The organism is Echinicola strongylocentroti, from assembly GCF_003260975.1.
Classification (GTDB): domain Bacteria; phylum Bacteroidota; class Bacteroidia; order Cytophagales; family Cyclobacteriaceae; genus Echinicola; species Echinicola strongylocentroti.
On the sequence record NZ_CP030041.1, the window covers coordinates 3501513 to 3519267 of the forward strand.

Consider the following 17755-nt stretch of genomic DNA (forward strand, 5'->3'; position numbering starts at 1 on the left):
GAAAATATCCTCAGCTAGAAGGATATTGGTAATGTTTTTGGGGTATTAGTCCGTTAGGAATAATTAATTTACCTGCTCAAATTCCACGGTGATATTTCCCTCATCGTCATAGAATACCATTCTATTGGCAGTTGTGGTATAGGTTCTACTCATTTCCAAGGAACTTAAATATGCCGTTTGGATAGTTTTTTCATCGCAATTTTGGGAATCCGTATAGAGTGTGGAAAATTTGATTTTTTCACTGTTGTATACAGCCTTTCCTCGAAATTCGTCGCATGGAGCCTGACCGTTTACTTTCTGTTCTTTGCCGAATTTTAATGAAAGGTCAGCTAGTTGCTCCTGTGTGGCTGGGGCACCATTGATGGACCGGACTCTCCAATTGAACTGGCCAATATCATCGGAACCACCACATGAAAACAAGGTTAATGAAAGTAAACCAGCGCAGATTAGCGTTTTGAATAACTTCATTTTTCGATAGATTTTTTTGATTGTAAAAGATTTTAGCTGTCCAATGTTTATGTTTATTCCAATAAACTGCTAATGCAATTAGAAATAGTACAATAAATCAATGGAGTTAATACTGAAATGGCCGCAAATACCATACTTAACTGCTGATCTATGCCAACAATTCATGTTAAAAAGTGATAAAAGAAGGAGCTAGTTCTTAATAGACAATCTTTCGGGGGATGTCAGTGGGGAGGCGTGTCAGAAGTTCATAATTGACTTGCTGAGTGGTTTCACTGAAAGAAGCTACCGTGATCTCATTGTTCTTTTGCTTTCCGATAATGACGACTTCATCGCCTTTTTTGACGTCTTTGAGATCGGTGATGTCTACAGAGATGGCATTCATCGTCACGGTACCGACTACTGATACCATTTTGCCTTGGATGAGCACTTTGCCCAAATTGCTTAGCATCCGGCTGAATCCATGGCAATAACCCACAGGGACCAAGGCAATTTTCATTTTGCGATGCGCCATAAAGGTGGTGCCATAACCTACAAAATCGCCCATTCCCACTTCCTTGATGCTCATAATGGAGCTTTTCCAACTGATGAGTCTTTTAAGTGGGTTTTTTCTGTTGGCGGCGAGCTGTTTGAACTTGCTCATGTAGGTTTCTTGGCTCGGCCAGAATCCGTACTGCAAAATCCCTATCCTGACCATGTCCATGATGGTTTCCGGATAGCTGAGGGATGCCGCAGAGCATGCCGTGTGATAGGTGCCAAATTTGATCCCATGGCTATCAAACCAACTTTTGAAGTTTCGGTATTGCTTGATTTGATTTTGGACACGAAGGTAGTTAGCGATGCTTTCGGCCCCAGCATAGTGGGTACATAGCCCAGAGAGGTCTAAATGAATCCCGTGTTCGTAAATAATGTCTGCAAGGAATTCCTTTTCATTCCATTCAAATCCCGTACGATGAAATCCCGTTTCTACCTCCACGTGTATTTTGGCCGGGGTTTTTAGTTTTTTTGCCACTTTGATGGCAGTCATCAGACGATCAAACTCGAAGACAAAAAAACTAATGCCGTTTTTGATGATCCATTCCAGGTCCCGATTGTCCACCATGCCCATGATCATGATCTGGCTGTCTTTTTGGCTCGCCTGATGTACACGCTGGGCTTCATCTGTGCTGAATGCGCTGAAGTGGCGAATGCCTGCATTTTCGGCAATGGAAACAATGTTCTCTATGCCGTGGCCATAAGCATTGCCTTTAATCACTGCTGAAATGATCGTGTCATCCCCCACTTGGCTCCGGATGAATTTGATGTTTCTGCGGTATGCGGACTTGCTGATCTCTATACGTGAAGTGTGCCTCATTTATAAGGGGTGATTATATCGAGTGTTAAGCTTAGCGATTTATCTGATTGATGATTTGACTGAAAATACCGACCCCTGTGGGGATAATGGTGTCAGGAAAATCAAAGTTGCTATTATGCAGCTGTGGCTGTGTCTTGCCACTTCCCAGACCAAAGAACATGGTGGGCGTGTCGATCGAGAAATGCCCAAAGTCTTCTGACCACCTGAATGGGTTTCGGATATGTTTTGTTTTCAGCTTCAGTTTTTTGGCGGCCTCATTGACCTGTTCCCATGCAGCCTCGTCATTGATCGTACTGGCAAAGCTCTCTGTGTAGGAAATGTCAATTCCCAAGTGCTGGGCTTTGGCGAGGACTGTAGACAGTTCCTCAGCGTAGTTGGTGAGTCTATCCATGGTATCGTCATCATACGTTCTCAGGGTGGCCCTGATGGTGGCTTCTCCAGGGCTTGTTCCGAATGCCACTTCACCCAGGACGGCATTAATGATGGTGATTAGGCTGAACCCGTTCATGCTTTCAGGAAGCGCCTGGAGCCCTACGATGATCTTTGCCATAGCCGTGGCGGGGCTGTTGCCGTCTTCTGGATGGGCGGCGTGCGAGGTCTTTCCTTTTAGCTTGATGACCATGCCTTTAGAGGCTGCAGCAAAAGAGCCTTTTTTTAGGATGATTTCGTTTTTTGGTTGTCCAGGTAGGTTGTGGAGTGCAAATGCAATGTCTGGTTTGATCTTGGGAAATTGCTTGTCCTTGATCACCTTTTCGGCACCTTCACCGGTCTCTTCGGCAGGCTGATAAAGTAGTATTACGCGGCCTTTGGAAATGGGATTTTCGGCAAGGTTCATTCCCACGCCGGCCACAATGGTCATATGCCCATCATGACCACAGGAATGGGATTTTCCTTCCTCTGTACTTTTATGTTTGGCGGTGGTTTCTTCCGGAATGGGAAGACCGTCCAGCTCGCACCGGATCATGGTGGTAGGGCCTTTAGCATTCCCTTCGTAGATAAAAGCCAGTCCATTGCCCCCGATTTTATCGATGACTTTATCGGGCTTTAATGGCTCAAAAAAATCCTTGATTCGATGGGCCGTAGCGGCTTCATCATTGGAGAGGTCAGGATGCTGGTGAAGCTCCTTTCGTAGCTTGATCAGGGTATTGATATCTTCTTTTTTCATGTTTTGAAAAGTTACTGAATGATTCAAAATAGGGTTTTTTGACCGATTCTTCAAGTAATCAACAAGTTTAGATATTGCTGTCTATGATCAACAAGCAAAAAGCCTTCCTGAATTTTTTTGACTCGTATTCAATTAGTTAAAGGAAAGGTTTGAAAAATGGTTTTTTTGGGCGAACTTATTTACCTGTAATTTTGCTTGACTATTTTATCCTAAACTATATCAACCTATGACTGCAGAACAAAAACAAGCCTTGACAGAAGAAATCGAAAAGCTCCAGGGATCATTGACAGGAGATATGTTCCAAGATATGGAGATCCGGGACCAAATTCATAATCTGGAAATGCAGCTTAAAGGCACCAAGCCAATAGATAGCCATTTTGATTGTATTGGGTGTGGGAGCTGATATACCATTGCGTAAATAGGCCTACAGAAAGCCGGAAAGGATTAGCCTCTCCGGTTTTTCTTTTTTGGCATCTATCAGTGAGGAAGGAATAATCGCAGCTAATTGTCGAGCTAAAAACTCAAGGTTTGTGGTTCCGCAGCACAGCTGTCAGAATAACCGGACTTTTTACAAAACCCTTAGTGGCTTAGAGCCTTCGTGGCGGCATGAATGATGAATGGAAAACTTACCTTCTTCCAGAAATAGTTGGGGTAAAGCAAAAATTTGGTTCTTTTTTTTATGAACTAACAAAACCTTTTGTATCTTTGTGTCGTTAAGTCTTCACAGACAAGAGGAGGAAATATGAAATTATCATCTGAACAACAGGAAGTTATAGAGCGAATCGGCGTCTTTTTCGAGCGAAAGGGGCATCAGCCGATTTTGGGTAGGATCATTGGGTTGTTATTGGTACTTGATGAAGCAGAGGCGACTTTTGACGAAATCCAAGAATATCTCTCTGTGAGTAAAAGTGCCGTCAGCAATGCGCTCACCCTACTCCAAACACAAAACAAGGTGGAATACACCACCAAACCTGGAGAAAGGAAGCGGTATTTTCGACTAAAGGTAAGAAACTGGAGAAAAGACATGCAAGAGGACATGCAGGGCATCTTCAAGATCAATATGCTACTAAAGGATGTGATGGACATGCGGTCTCAAAAGAACATGGAGTTTAATGCATGTATCGAGGATTTTCAGAAGTTTATCGGATTTATGCAGGAGGAAATGCCAAAATTGATCGAAAAGTATGATCGGCTACATAATAGCTGATATATTTTTTGTTCAATAAGTTCTTTTTTTACAGAACAAAGTAATTAATAAGGAATTAACTATAATTAATTAAAATGAAAAAACAACTTTGGATCGGACTTATTGCGGTTTTTTTCGTGGGGAACAGCCTCATGGCCCAAGAGCCGGTAACGGATGGGGGAGTACTTACACTTCAAGAAGCCATCCAGTTAGGGCTAAAGCACAACACGGAAATCAAAAAAGCGCAGTTGGATGAGGAAGCTGCAGATCATCAGCGAAAGGAAATCACGGGTACAGGTCTTCCCCAAGTGGATGCTTATGGTGATTACAATAATTTTCTGGATGTATATCCACAAGCGATCCCCGGCGGGGTCTTGGATCCCAATACGGATCCCAGCGATATCAACGTAATAGCCTTCGGTGTGCCTCAAAGTATCAAAGCAGGTATGCAAGTGAGCCAGCTGATTTTCAGCCAATCGTATTTGGTAGGATTGAAGGCGGCCAAGACTTCAGAGGAATTTTATCGCCTCTTGACGCAAATGACCGAAGAGGACATCATTTACGATGTGGCACTAAATTACTATTCGGTGATTTCTACAGAATTGCAGATGGATAACCTGCAGGCCAACCACGATCAACTAAAGCGCTTAGAGGATATCATCCACTCACAGTATGAGAATGACTTGGCCAGAAAAGTGGACTATAACCGTGTGAAAGTAAACTTGACGACGTTGGAAACCGAAATGGACAATCTTGAGATTGCCATCGAGCAGCGGAAGAATTACTTGAAATTGGTGATGGGGATTCCTGTAAATACAGCAATCGAACTGGCGCATTATGATTTTAATAACAGGTCCTTGCCATTGCAGGCACTTCAGATGGATCCTGACCTGAGTCAGCGATACGACCTGAAGGTATTGGAAAAGCAACAGGAGCTGAATGACCTGAATGTCGATAATATCAAATCAGGCTATTATCCGACACTTTCTGCCTTTGCAGATGTGAATTATAATGCCTTTTCCAGTGAGTTTGACTTTCTGTCCACTGGCCATGTTTGGTACAGGGGAGCATTGGTAGGCTTGAAGCTGTCTGTGCCGATTTTCGATGGCTTTCAGAAGAAGCACAGAGTCGCCCAGGCACGAGTAGAAGGTCAAAAAATCAAATACGATCAGTATATGGCCGAGCAGAATGCAGAAGCTGAATACCTGAATGCTGTAAAGAAACTGAACAACAGTATTAAGAGCCTTAAGGCGCAAGAGTCTAATCTGGAGCTATCAGAAGATGTCTTCAAGCAGACCGGACAGCTGTATCGAGAGGGGCTTTCGCCATTGACAGACTTGTTGGATGCGGAGACATCACTTCGTCAGGCCAGGTCAAGCTATTACCGACAGATCATCAATGTCAAGACAGCCGAAGCCGACTTGTATAAGTCTACTGGCAAAATCGAAAAAATCATCAAATAAAAAGTATCAATCAGGAAGTAACTTCCTTAATTCTATATCATCAACAGCTATGAAAAAGTTAATTACACCTTTGATAATAGTAGCCATAGCAGCTGCAATCGGTTTTACGCTTTTTAAGAACAAGCAAGAAATGGAGGTCAAGGCGGAAGAAGCCATGAAGACCAGTGAATCCATTCCCGTAAGGACAGAGACAATCAAAAAGACGGCACATAAGATTTCCTTTACTGCCAATGGAACCTTTGAGCCCAGCCAAGAGCTGACACTTAAGTCCGAAGCGAATGGGAAAGTGTTGAAAATCTACAAGGAAAAAGGGGATTATGTTCGCATGGGCGATGTGATAGCCAAACTGGACGATGAGTTGATCCAGTCCGAACTGGCGATTTCTGAAGTGAAGCTCAGCCAAAACCAGAAAGACCTTGGCCGCTATGAAAACCTGGCGGGTACAGAGGCCATCACCGAGAAGCAATTGGAGGAAATCCGCAATGCTACCAAAATGGCCGAATCCCAAGTGAAGATGAACAAAAAGCGGTTGGCCAATACCGTAATCACCGCTCCCATATCGGGCTTTATCAATGAAGACTATATCGAGATCGGTACGCTGATGAACCCTGGGATGAACGTGGTGGACATCGTGAATGTCAAGCCCCTTAAACTGGCGGTGAAAGTTTCGGAGTTGGAAATCGCCAGAGTCAGTGTGGGAGATACCGTGGATGTGAAAGTAGGTGTGCTGCCAGAGAAGGATTTTACCGGAGTAGTGAGCTTTACCAGTAACAAGGGAGATGCTTCCTTGCGCTATGAAGTGGAGATTGCGCTGAAAGCAGAAACGGACCAGATCAAGCCGGGAATGTTTGCTTATGCTTCTTTTGCCTACCCTGCTGAGGAAGCCATTCTGATCGACAGAAAAGCACTGGTAAATGGTGTGAAAAACCCAGAAGTCTTTGTGGTGGAAGATGGCAAAGCAGTGTTGAAGAAAATAAAGCTGGCTCAAGTAGGAGAAAACAAATTAGTACTACTGGATGGGCTGCAGCAGGGAGAGAAAATGGTGACTTCCGGACTGATCAACCTGAAAGACGGGACGGCTGTCTCAGAACTTTAATCCGAAAAATCAAGAAACATGCAGATTACAAAAATATCCATACAACGGTCCACCATTGTGGTGGTGCTGTTTACGATTTTGACCTTGCTGGGGATTTTTTCCTATACCCAGATGTCTTACGAGCTGCTGCCAAAGTTCAGTCCCAACGTGGTAACGGTATCCACCGTCTATCCCGGAGCGGCACCTTCTGAGGTAGAAAACTCCGTGACCAGAAAACTCGAAGATGCCCTGGCGGCACTGGAAGGTATTGATGTGATGAAAGCCACTTCATTGGAGAGCTTCTCGATCATTACCATCGAGCTGGATGACGATGTGAATGTGGACCTGATCCTGCAGGATGCCCAACGGGAGATCGATGCTGTCTTGGGCGATTTGCCAGAGGACGTGGATCCACCATCTTTGGGCAAATTCAGTTTGGATGATATGCCCATCATGCAGATGGGAGCGTATTCCAACTTGACAGCAACGGAGTTTTACGACCTGATGGATCAGCGGATCCAACCGATGATCTCACAGATCGACGGTGTGGCACAGGTAAACCTCCTTGGTGGTGCTGAGCGGGAGATCAAGGTAAATCTGGATCAGAACAAACTCAATACCTATGGGATCTCGCCCCTTCAAGTCAATCAGGCCATAGCACAGGCCAATCTTGATTTTCCTACGGGAAAACTGAAGAGCGATAAAGAGCAGATCCTGATCCGTTTGGCAGGTAAATTCACCAATGTAAATGAGATCGGGGAGCTGGTAGTGACCTACACCAATGGGTCTGCTATCAAGATCAAGGATGTGGCCGAAGTGGTCGATTCCAACAAGGACGAGGAAATTCTCAGTAGGCTAAATGGCAACAGTGCCATTGGTATCAGTATCCAAAAACAGTCGGATGCCAATGCCGTGGATGTGGCCGAGCGGGTGAATGAGGCATTGGCCCAGCTGGAGACTACCTATGCAGGTAATGAACTGAAATTTGAGATTTCGCAGGACAGCTCAGAGTTTACCCTCGAAGCAGCCAATGCAGTGATCCATGATTTGATTATTGCGGTAGTGCTGGTAGCGGTGATTATGTTGTTGTTTTTGCACAGTTTTAGGAACGCCGTTATTGTGATGATTGCCGTTCCGGCTTCCATTATTGCCACCTTTACAGTGATGTACTTGGCAGGATTTACACTGAACCTGATGAGTTTGCTGGCCCTGTCGCTGGTAGTGGGTATTCTGGTGGATGATGCCATTGTGGTAATCGAAAACATCTACCGACACATGGAAAAAGGCAAGTCGGCCATCCAGGCTTCTTATGACGGGATTCGTGAAATCGGTGGTACGGTGACCTCCATTACTTTGGTAATTGTAGTGGTATTTGTGCCCTTGGCAATGACAGGCGGATTGATTTCGGGTATCCTTACACAGTTTAGTATCACGGTGGCGGTGGCCACGATGATGAGTTTGCTGGTAGCCTTTACCTTAATCCCCTTGTTGACCTCTCGCTTTTCTAAGTTGGAGCATCTTAACCCAAACAGTGTATTTGGAAAGATTGTCAATGGCTTTGAAGGGATGTTGGATGGCTTTGTCGCTTGGTTGACGGGGATTTTGAAATGGTCATTTAACCATAAGATCATTACCCTAGTGGTGACCTTTGCGTTGTTTATTTCTTCGTTTCTTTTGGTGGGATTTGGTTTTATCGGAAGTGAATTTGTCAGTGAAGGAGATAAGGGAGAGTTTATTGTCCGATTGGAATTACCCAAATCGGCAACCTTGGAGGAGACCAACTTTACTACCCGTGAGGCAGAAAACTTCCTGACCAAAAAATCACTGGTCAGCAGCGTATTTACGACAGTGGGACAGACTACAGGTGGAATGTCAGGAAGCCAATCCACACCCTATGCTGCTGAAATCACCGTCAAGATGGTCGATGCAGAAAAGAGGAACGTCACCGCTCCGGAGTTTGCCAAAGAAATGGAGATCGCCCTAGAGGAGAGTATCATCGGCGCGGAATTTACCGCCGTACCAATAGCCATCACCGGTACAGCCAATGACGCCCCTATCCAGATTGTACTTTCAGGACCTGATTTGGATACGTTAAGGAGTTTTTCCCAAAAAGTACTGGCTGAGGTAGAAAGTGTTTCCGGTACCCGAAAGGCAGAAACTTCCCTGGAAGAAGGTAATCCAGAGATTCGCGTGGAAGTGGACCGGGCAAAAATGGCCGATCTGGGCTTAAACATGTCCATGGTAGGCGGTACGATGCAGGTAGCCTTTAACGGTAATACGGACACCCAATACCGTGATGGGGATTATGAGTATGACATCAATATCCGTATGGATGAATTTGATAGAAAATCCGTGGCTGATATTGAAAACCTGGCCTTTGTCAATAATGTGGGGCAGACGGTTTTACTTAAACAGTTTGCCAGTGCCATCCCTTCTGAGGGACCTAGTGAGCTAAACCGTCAGGATAGGATTACTTCAGTAACAGTGCAGTCGCAAGTGTCCGGCAGACCTACGGGTACCGTCGGTGCGGAGATACAAGAGCGGATAGCTAAGCTGGATCTGCCCAAAGAAGTGACGATCGCTTATGAAGGGGATATGAAAATGCAGGAAGAAGGATTTGGCAGCTTGGGAATCGCCTTGCTAGCTTCCGTTCTACTGATTTATCTGATCATGGTGGCGCTTTATGACAACTACGTTTTTCCTCTCGTGGTGATGTTCTCTTTGCCGCTAGCGGTGATAGGTGCGCTGCTGGCATTGGCATTGTCCAGCTCTGCCTTGAGTATATTCAGTATCCTAGGCCTGATCATGCTGATGGGGTTGGTGGCAAAGAACGCTATTTTATTGGTGGATTTTACCAACCAACTGAAAGCAGCTGGCCTGGAAGTAAAAGCGGCTTTGATCAAGGCGGTAGAAATTCGTTTCCGACCGATTTTGATGACCACATTAGCGATGGTATTTGGTATGCTGCCGATCGCCATGGCCTCAGGAGCAGGTGCTGAGTGGAAGAATGGGCTTGCTTGGGCATTGATCGGTGGTTTGATCTCCTCCATGTTCCTGACCATGGTCGTGGTGCCAGTAATCTATTACATCTTTGACCGTATCCTGGCGCGCTTTGGCAAAGACCAGAAAAAAGAAATTGTCATCGAAGAAACTGAGCTTTCCGAGTCTGAATCCGAGGTGGCCGAATATGTTTAACCCGATTTATACATTAGGAACCGTAGTGAGGACTGAAAGTGCAAGAAAAGCAGTTGGTTTGGAGGTGTGAGCGTAGCACCGCTACGGTTACACCGAAAACTAAAGCAAAGCGGCTGATTTTAAAGCAATTTCAGGTCGCAATACCTGTGCGCCGTGGCGTAGATTGGCTAATGCATATTTCGGGTTTAATTATAGTTAGTTGGTGATTGATGATAGTCGGTGTGGTTTGGGGAGGGGCCATGTACGCCGTGGAGATGGGAAAGCTCAGGAGCCCTTCTTATGACCGCACCGATTTCACCTTATCACTCAGGGTAAATGACTTGGAAAGTGTCATTTTATAGAGAGAAAATTTAAATGCTGGGACAAATTGTTGGTTTGACCCGTCTAAAAAGAAAAGATAAAAGCCATGAGAACAAACAATTATACAAAACTAAAAACCATCATTGAGGTGATGGAGAAGTATGGCATCACACCTATATCCAAGGTCAAGGGGGCTGATTTCGTAAAAGACATGGGCTTCGACCAGATCTACCTGAACGGCCTGATCTTCGATGTGGAGGACGCGCTGCACCTGGAGCTTAGTGAAGAAATGGCCCATTCCCTGAGAAGCCCCGAAGAGCTAATTAGGCACATGATACAGTACCAAAACTAACCCTTTAGCAAATAAGAGCCTCTTCCAAGGGGGATGAGGTGTCCATGTAGTAAGCGTATGCGAAAAATTATACAAGTAAATAGCAAGTTTAAGCATTTAAGGGGCTATTTGGAGGAAATCCCGGATAAATTTGGACAGCGGGGGGAAGTGATCTATGACCTGCGCAATCAAGTCCGGATCGATGAGGTGAACGGTGTGAAATTAGTCATCAAATCTTTCCGAAAGATATACTTGGCCAATAGATTGATTTATGCCTACTTCCGACCTACCAAGGCCAAAAGGGCCTTTGAATATGGTCGTTTGCTGCAGGAGCACGGGATCAATACGCCCGAACCTGTGGCCTATATAGACTGCTTAGAAAATGGGATGCTGAGAGCGGGGTATTTCGTGTCACTGTACACGGATTACCAACCGCTTTCATCATTTGATGCTTCCGATGCAGGTAGGGCGAGGGCCTTGCTGGACAGTCTGGCTCATTTTACGATCAAACTTCACCAGAACAGGATTTTTCATGAGGATTATACACTCAGCAATGTTCTCTATCAGGAGCAAGACGGGGGATTTGATTTTACCTTAATTGACAATAACAGGCTGAAGTTTGCTTCCATCAATGAGAAGCTGGCTGCGAAGAGCCTCAACCGCCTTGGTTTTCAGCCAGAAATGCTGACCTATTTGGTGCGGCGGTATGCCGAAATCAGTGGGATGGATGCACTGAAGGAATTGAAGCTTTTTTATGATTACAAATACGAAACCAGCCTGAAGTACCAGACAAAGAATAAACTGAAAAGACTGAGGAATCTCTTGTGGGATAGGGAAAAGTTGGAGTCACCTTGTTGAACAGATTTTTTCCAATTTGTGAAACTGAAAACTAAAGCGGATGATTTTGAGTGGAAATAGATAGACAAATGTATAAATCGGGTTAATTTTGGAAAACAAACCTCACCGTAGATAAAGAACTCTATGAAAGATCTCCAAATAACTTCCGATCCAGCTGTGGAGCAGGTTTTTGACCAGTATCCTGTCCATGTGAGGCCAAAGATGGAGGGGCTGAGAATATTGGTGAGGGAGACCGCTCGGGAGATGGAAGGAGTGGGGCAGCTTGAAGAAACCCTGCGGTGGGGAGAGCCTAGTTTTATCACCAAAAAAGGCAGTACGTTACGGATGGATTGGAAGGCAAAACAGCCAGACCGATATGCGTTATATTTTAAATGTACCAGTAAATTGGTTCCCAGTTTTAGGATGGCCTATCAGGATATTTTTACCTTTGAAGGCACAAGGGCCATCGTTTTTCAGCTGGATGACAAAGTCCCAAAGGAAGAGCTGAAACAATGCATCCGGGCGGCCTTGGCCTATCATAAAGTGAAGCATTTGCCGTTGTTGGGTTTGGGATTATAAGGCTACTTCTTTGTTGTATTTATTGCGGTAGTGTTGCGGGGTAATGCCAGTGATTTTTCGGAAGACTTCCCGAAAGGCTTTGGTGTCTGAATAGCCCACCTCATACATCACTTCGTTAATGGTTTTTCTACTGGTTTCGAGGGCTTTTTTGGCTGCTTCTATTTTTAGCCGTTGCAGGTATTCCAACGGGGTATTTCCAGTGGCCTTGATAAATCGCCTGTCAAAGGTCCGTCTGCTGACAGCGTATTTGGAAGATAAATGTTCCATGGAAATTTTCTTGTGGAGTTGGGATTCCATGTATTGCTGCGCTTGGCAGACCATTTCATCACCATGGGATTTTTGGCCAGTAAAGATGGCAAATTCAGACTGACTGTTTCGATCCATCTCAATTTGGAAAACCTTGGAGCAAAAAATGGCCGTTTGACGGTCAAAATGTTTTTCGATCAGATAAATCATCAAGTTCAAGAAAGAATATGCTCCACCATTAGTATAGATGCCATTTTCATCAGTGATCAACCGATCCGACTTCAAGTTTGTTTTTGGAAACATTTCTCTAAACGTGTCTGCAGCAGCCCAATGGGTAGAGCAGGTTTTGTCCTGAAGTAATCCTGAAGCAGCCAGTAGAAAAGCACCGGTGCAAATGCTTGCAATTTCAGCTCCCTGCTTGTACTGTTTGATGAGCCATTGGATAAGTAGTTCGTTATTTTCAAGCGCTGCATGATAATTATGGTTGAGCGATGGGATGATGATAAGGTCTGTTTGATCAATGGAAGAAATATTTTTGTGAGGATTGACAGTAAATAGCTCCCCGTAGAATTTTGTGGAAGTAGATTGGCCTGCAAGTTCTATGATAAATAATTCTTCTCCGGTATGTTCTTTTCTGTAAGCGTTGGCCCGTGAAAAAATCTTCAGTGGTCCGACAATACTGCTTAGATTGTTTTGTCCTTCAGGAACTAGAATGGTCAGGCGCTTCATGTTTTTTTATGTAAAGGTAAAAGATAACCGTGTCCAAATCAACCTGTTAAATAGTCCTTTTTGCACCTCACAGGAGTGTTCTTAAGGCTGTATCTTTGGAAAAGAAAATGATATAGACCTGAAGGATAAATCACTATTGCTAGTTTTTTCTGCTAAGTGTACTCGTGGCCTTAAAAGGAGGTCATTGTATTACAGAAAGGCCCTATAGAGTTCCTAATGAAACGAAGAGTAATCAACCTTTAAAAGAAAAGAACATGGATGAGCAAAGTTTTGCAACGTCAATTTTAGTGGATGAATCTCCAGAGGTAGTTTTCAATGCCATCAATGATCCACGTGGCTGGTGGTCATTGCAAATAGAAGGGGCTACTGATCAGCTAGGTGGGGAGTTTTTTTACCATTACAAGGATGTCCATCTATCAAAAATGAAGGTGGTGGAGCATGTTGCCAACAAGAAAATAGTGTGGCTTGTAACAGAAAACAGCTTTAACTTTGTCGAGGACAAAACAGAGTGGGTAGGCTCTAAAATTATCTTTGAAATAGAACAAAAAGACCGTTTAACACAGCTGAAATTTACTCATGCTGGACTAGTACCTGCATTCGAATGCTATAAAGTTTGTGAAGAGGCTTGGACGAATTACATAGAAAACAGCCTATACAAGTATATTACAGAAGGTAAGGGAGATCCAAATCTTAAGGATGATGAAGGTTATAATGCTGAATTGGCGGAAAAGTGGAAACTGGATGAGTGAATAGTCTGATGAGTTTTGCAAATATGTTCATATACGTAAAAATGGTATATTTTGTGTAAAATATCTATAATCTTTATAAAAAAGCCCAGACGGAGAAAATTGGGTTTGGTTTTTGTTAACTTAATGAAATATAAAATGAATGGAAATCACAGCAGAGTGTAAGTGATTTGCAAAAGAAAATTAGACAAAAATTAATATTTTAATTTAATCTATACCATTATGAACATCAGCTCATTTTTAATAGCAGTGGCCTTGGTAATGGGGCTAGCTGCTTGTGGGGGGAAGCAATCTTCCGAATCCACAACAACCGAAAGCGTACAAAGTAATGAAACACCAATGGAAAAGGAAGTAGCATTTACAGTGGCAGAAAAGTATTTTGTGAAGAATGATGCGCCAAGTCTGTCTGATCCCAAGATCGAGACGGCTGAGGAGTTTGCCGAGTATTTTGGGTCCGCCACAGTGATGGGGGAGGATGGAAAGCCCACGGCCATTGATTTTCAAACCCAGTACGTGATCGCCGTGACCAAACCTGCCACCAATGTTGCTACGGAGTTAAAGCCGGTAAGCCTGGTAGAGGATGGCGAAGGTAACGTGACCCTTTCTTACAGTGTGGAAGAAGGCGAGGCACAAAGTCATTCCATCAAGCCAACTCTAATCGTCATTGTGGGCAAGTCGGCCGATGGCGATGTGACCGTAGAAGAAGTAGAATAAACCATAGCAAGTAAGCAGATATGATGCCCTGGGATAATGAATTTATTCCGGGGTATTTTTTTGTCTTGAGGCCAAATATTCCTAAACTTTGCCTATAATCGTTATATGATGTTCCGATATTTTGTGATTTATAAACCGTTTGGCATCCTGAGCCAGTTTAGTGGGGAAGCCCATACCTTAAAGACCCTAGGGGATTTTCCCAAGGATGTATATCCCGTAGGAAGATTGGACAAGGACAGCGAGGGGCTCCTGCTGATCACCAATGACAAGGTGCTCAATCATTACTTGCTCAATCCTCAGTTTGCTCACCAGCGCACGTACCTGGCTCAGGTGGAGGGCGTTCCTGACGAGGAAGCATTGCGAGCACTCCAGAGCGGAGTCCCCATCAAGGTGGACGGGAAAGTGTACAAGACAAAACCTGCCAAAGCCACGTTAAAAAAAAGTGCTCCCCTTATACCCGAAAGGGACCCTCCTATTCGTTATCGTAAGACAGTTCCCGATTCTTGGGTGGAGCTGATCCTGATAGAAGGGAAAAACCGCCAAGTCCGTAAGATGACAGCTGCAGTGGATCATCCCACCCTTCGCTTGGTGAGGTGGTCCATGGAGCAAATGAACATCGAAGGCTTTGAAGTTGGTGAAGTTAGGGAGCTGGAGCAGGAGGCGATTTACACGCTTCTTAAGGTAAACCCTTCCAAGCTACAGGTCAAAACCAAGGCGGGAGCGAGGAGCAATAAGAAGCCTTCCCATCAAAAAAGACGTAAAGGACGGTAAACTTATCATTTTCGGAGCCTGTTAAATTGTGTTAAATGGCAATTTATTCTAATTTAGGCTTCTTAATTTAGCAAGTCAAAGGCGGTAAGCAGTTGGCCATTAGAAGGCGATTTTGACCAGCGATAATCAATAACTAAGTAACTAATAACTAAGTAACCAAATAACAAATGCATCAGGATAAGATTCAGGACGCGATCAAGGAGGTCAGAAAAGTGGTAGTGGGGCAGGATCGAATGGTCAATCGGCTGTTGATCGGGCTTTTTACCAATGGGCATATTTTATTGGAAGGTGTGCCGGGGCTGGCCAAGACCTTGACGGTCAATACGCTTGCCAAAGTCCTTCACCTTGACTTTAACCGTATCCAGTTTACCCCCGATTTATTACCAGCTGACCTCATCGGAACGATGATCTATAATCAGCAGAATGGCGATTTCGAAGTGAAGAAGGGGCCTATCTTTTCCAATCTTATCTTGGCCGATGAGGTAAACCGTTCTCCTGCCAAGGTACAGTCGGCACTGCTGGAGGCCATGCAGGAAAAGCAGGTGACCATCGGTGAGACGACCTTCCAGCTGGACAGGCCGTTTTTAGTATTGGCTACCCAAAACCCCGTGGATCAAGAAGGTACCTACCCGCTGCCAGAAGCGCAGGTGGATCGATTCATGATGAAGGTGCACATTGACTACCCGGGCAAAGCCGATGAGCTGGAAGTGATGCGGAGAATGGCCAATATGAGTTTTAGCTCAGAAGTACAGCCGATTCTATCCAAGGAGGACGTTTTTGACATCAGGGACAAGATCAACCAAGTGCAGATATCCGAGCCATTGGAAAACTATATTATAGAACTGGTATTTGCTACGCGTTTCCCAGAAGAGTATGGGCTGAAGGAAGAAGCCAAGTACATCCAGTTTGGGGTGTCTCCACGGGCGAGTATCAATCTTAACCTCGCATCCAGGGCGGTAGCCTTTATGGATGGCAGGGATTATGTGCTCCCTGAGGACATCAAAGAAATCGCAGAAGATGTGCTCAACCACCGGATTATTCTTAATTATGAAGCCGAAGCCGACAATGTGAACACCAGGGATTTGATCCAGATTATCTTGGATAAGATACCAATTAACAAATCCGTAACATTGAAATAGTCGTTAAAAACTTAATATGCAAAGCCTTTGATCCGTCAAAGGCTTTTTTTTTTACTTTTTGTTAATTGAATATTAAATGACGGGATCTTTTTTAAAAAATACATAATTGGAAAAATTCCATGGCGAGAAAAAATTGATTCAGCTTTGTGGAGCGAAAACAAAAAAAAGCAAACAAACTAAATCAATTTCATATCATGAAAAAACTCAATCTACTCTTTTTAATGTTGATCGGAGCATCGGTGATGTTCACTTCATGTAGTGATGACGACAATCCTACTCCAGATCCTACTCCAGATCCAGACGATGAACTGGTTCTTGACGAGAACATTGCAGAAGACATGACCTTAGCGTCAGGAAACGTGTACACCCTTGCCAGCAGAGTGTCTGTATTGGACGGTGTGACCTTGACCATCGAGCCAGGTGTAATCATCAAAGGTGAAGCTGGTTCAGGAGCAAATGCCACAGCATTGGTTATCGCCAGAGGTGCTAAGATCATGGCAGAAGGTACAGCTGAGCAGCCTATTATCTTTACTACCGTAGCAGATGAAATCCAACCAGGTGAAGTGTACCACGAAGATGGTCTTTCTCCTGAACAAAATGGCCTTTGGGGTGGATTGTTGATCTTAGGTAGAGCACCTATTTCGGTAGGTGGTGATAATGCTGAGGCGCAGATCGAAGGTATTCCACCATCCGATACGAACGGTCTTTACGGCGGATCTGATGTCGAAGATGATTCAGGTGTACTGAAGTATGTATCCATTCGTCATGGAGGTGCCAACATCGGAGACGGTAACGAAATCAATGGCCTTACTTTAGGTGGTGTGGGTTCTGCTACTACTGTAGAAAATGTAGAAGTTGTCGCAAACAATGATGATGGTATCGAGTGGTTTGGCGGCACGGTAAGTGTTAAGAATGCTGTCGTATGGAATGCCGGAGATGATGCCATTGATACTGATCAGTCTTGGAACGGTACACTGGATAACTTTATCATTGTTAATGCCGGAGACAAGAGCTTTGAGCTTGATGGACCGGAAGGTTCTTATGTAGATGGAAATTTCACCTTGACCAATGGATCCATTATCGCAGGTGACGCTGCTGGATTGGTAGATAATGACGAAAATACTAATGTGAACATGTCCAACATTTACTTCACTAGCGTGATGGATGGTCAAACGTTTGACGAATTGCCAACTGTAGCTACTGAATTTAGCAACTTTGAGGTAACCCTTCCTGAAGGTGGAGCGGTTGCGGACTTCTTCCTAGGCGGATCAGCGGATTTCACTAATGCTGTAGCGGAAGGAGAAAATACGGTAGGTGCTGACAAGTCTGTTTTTGCAGGATGGTCTTGGACTTCCGTATCAGGTTCCCTAGACATTTTGAATTAATATAACAATCATCCAATAAAGAAGGGATCGAACTCGATCCCTTCTCTTTACTTTTTCAACTAATAATCGTTCGCT

General features: G+C 44.3%; 18 protein-coding genes. 14 read left to right on the plus strand and 4 right to left on the minus strand.

All coding sequences use genetic code 11. The features are described 5' to 3' along the window. Positions 1 to 63: 63 nt before the first annotated feature. The 3 genes from DN752_RS13675 to DN752_RS13685 all read right to left on the minus strand — a co-directional run bounded on the left by DN752_RS13675 (position 64) and on the right by DN752_RS13685 (position 2984). Positions 64 to 468, minus strand: a complete 405-nt coding sequence (locus DN752_RS13675) for an META domain-containing protein (RefSeq protein WP_112784467.1) — start codon at positions 466 to 468, stop codon at positions 64 to 66. A 196-nt stretch (positions 469 to 664) separates the two neighbouring features. Further along, positions 665 to 1819 carry an alanine racemase gene (gene alr / locus DN752_RS13680; protein WP_112784468.1) on the minus strand — a complete coding sequence of 385 codons (1155 nt, stop codon included), beginning with the start codon at positions 1817 to 1819 and terminating at the stop codon, positions 665 to 667. Positions 1820 to 1850: 31 nt separating this feature from the next. After that, a complete protein-coding gene (locus DN752_RS13685) occupies positions 1851 to 2984 on the minus strand; it encodes an amidohydrolase (RefSeq protein ID WP_112784469.1) in 1134 nt (377 codons plus the stop codon). Positions 2985 to 3210: 226 nt separating this feature from the next. Here DN752_RS13685 and DN752_RS24700 point away from each other — a divergent pair, with 226 nt between their 5' ends. The 9 genes from DN752_RS24700 to DN752_RS13720 all read left to right on the plus strand — a co-directional run bounded on the left by DN752_RS24700 (position 3211) and on the right by DN752_RS13720 (position 11950). Further along, entirely contained in the window at positions 3211 to 3387 is a 177-nt protein-coding gene (locus DN752_RS24700) for a hypothetical protein (protein ID WP_170134454.1), read from the plus strand. A gap of 339 nt (positions 3388 to 3726) precedes the next feature. Then, on the plus strand, positions 3727 to 4191 hold the full coding sequence (locus DN752_RS13690; protein WP_112784470.1) for a GbsR/MarR family transcriptional regulator: 465 nt from the start codon (positions 3727 to 3729) through the stop codon (positions 4189 to 4191). A gap of 74 nt (positions 4192 to 4265) precedes the next feature. Further along, on the plus strand, positions 4266 to 5633 hold the full coding sequence (locus tag DN752_RS13695) for a TolC family protein (RefSeq protein WP_170134455.1): 1368 nt from the start codon (positions 4266 to 4268) through the stop codon (positions 5631 to 5633). 49 nt (positions 5634 to 5682) lie between these two features. Then, positions 5683 to 6729 carry an efflux RND transporter periplasmic adaptor subunit gene (locus DN752_RS13700; protein WP_112784471.1) on the plus strand — a complete coding sequence of 349 codons (1047 nt, stop codon included), beginning with the start codon at positions 5683 to 5685 and terminating at the stop codon, positions 6727 to 6729. A gap of 18 nt (positions 6730 to 6747) precedes the next feature. Then, positions 6748 to 9903, plus strand: coding sequence for an efflux RND transporter permease subunit (locus DN752_RS13705; RefSeq protein ID WP_112784472.1), 3156 nt, complete (start codon positions 6748 to 6750; stop codon positions 9901 to 9903). Positions 9904 to 10112: 209 nt separating this feature from the next. Beyond that, the gene (locus tag DN752_RS25160) at positions 10113 to 10244 is read left to right on the plus strand and encodes a hypothetical protein (RefSeq protein WP_262511678.1); all 132 of its coding nucleotides are present in this window, start codon (positions 10113 to 10115) and stop codon (positions 10242 to 10244) included. A gap of 65 nt (positions 10245 to 10309) precedes the next feature. After that, positions 10310 to 10555 carry a hypothetical protein gene (locus tag DN752_RS13710; RefSeq protein ID WP_112784473.1) on the plus strand — a complete coding sequence of 82 codons (246 nt, stop codon included), beginning with the start codon at positions 10310 to 10312 and terminating at the stop codon, positions 10553 to 10555. Between the two features lie 57 nt (positions 10556 to 10612). Then, positions 10613 to 11392, plus strand: a complete 780-nt coding sequence (locus tag DN752_RS13715) for a lipopolysaccharide kinase InaA family protein (RefSeq protein ID WP_112784474.1) — start codon at positions 10613 to 10615, stop codon at positions 11390 to 11392. Between the two features lie 123 nt (positions 11393 to 11515). Then, entirely contained in the window at positions 11516 to 11950 is a 435-nt protein-coding gene (locus DN752_RS13720; protein ID WP_112784475.1) for a DUF1801 domain-containing protein, read from the plus strand. Here the strand turns inward: DN752_RS13720 and DN752_RS13725 are convergent. Then, complete coding sequence (locus DN752_RS13725; RefSeq protein ID WP_112784476.1) at positions 11945 to 12925, minus strand: GlxA family transcriptional regulator; 981 nt, start codon at positions 12923 to 12925, stop codon at positions 11945 to 11947. The two genes, DN752_RS13720 and DN752_RS13725, sit on opposite strands and share 6 nt — an antisense overlap. 254 nt (positions 12926 to 13179) lie before the next feature. Between DN752_RS13725 and DN752_RS13730 the strand changes: the two genes are divergently transcribed. From DN752_RS13730 to DN752_RS13750, 5 genes are all read left to right on the plus strand, one after another. Further along, positions 13180 to 13674, plus strand: coding sequence for an SRPBCC family protein (locus DN752_RS13730; RefSeq protein ID WP_112784477.1), 495 nt, complete (start codon positions 13180 to 13182; stop codon positions 13672 to 13674). A 219-nt stretch (positions 13675 to 13893) separates the two neighbouring features. Next, positions 13894 to 14385: a hypothetical protein gene (locus tag DN752_RS13735; RefSeq protein ID WP_112784478.1), complete on the plus strand. Its 492-nt coding sequence runs from the start codon at positions 13894 to 13896 to the stop codon at positions 14383 to 14385. A 105-nt stretch (positions 14386 to 14490) separates the two neighbouring features. After that, positions 14491 to 15156, plus strand: coding sequence for a pseudouridine synthase (locus tag DN752_RS13740; RefSeq protein WP_112784479.1), 666 nt, complete (start codon positions 14491 to 14493; stop codon positions 15154 to 15156). Between the two features lie 167 nt (positions 15157 to 15323). Beyond that, positions 15324 to 16295, plus strand: coding sequence for an AAA family ATPase (locus DN752_RS13745; RefSeq protein WP_112784480.1), 972 nt, complete (start codon positions 15324 to 15326; stop codon positions 16293 to 16295). 194 nt (positions 16296 to 16489) lie between these two features. Continuing rightward, positions 16490 to 17680, plus strand: coding sequence for a hypothetical protein (locus tag DN752_RS13750; RefSeq protein WP_245949221.1), 1191 nt, complete (start codon positions 16490 to 16492; stop codon positions 17678 to 17680). The last annotated feature ends 75 nt before the right edge of the window (positions 17681 to 17755 follow it).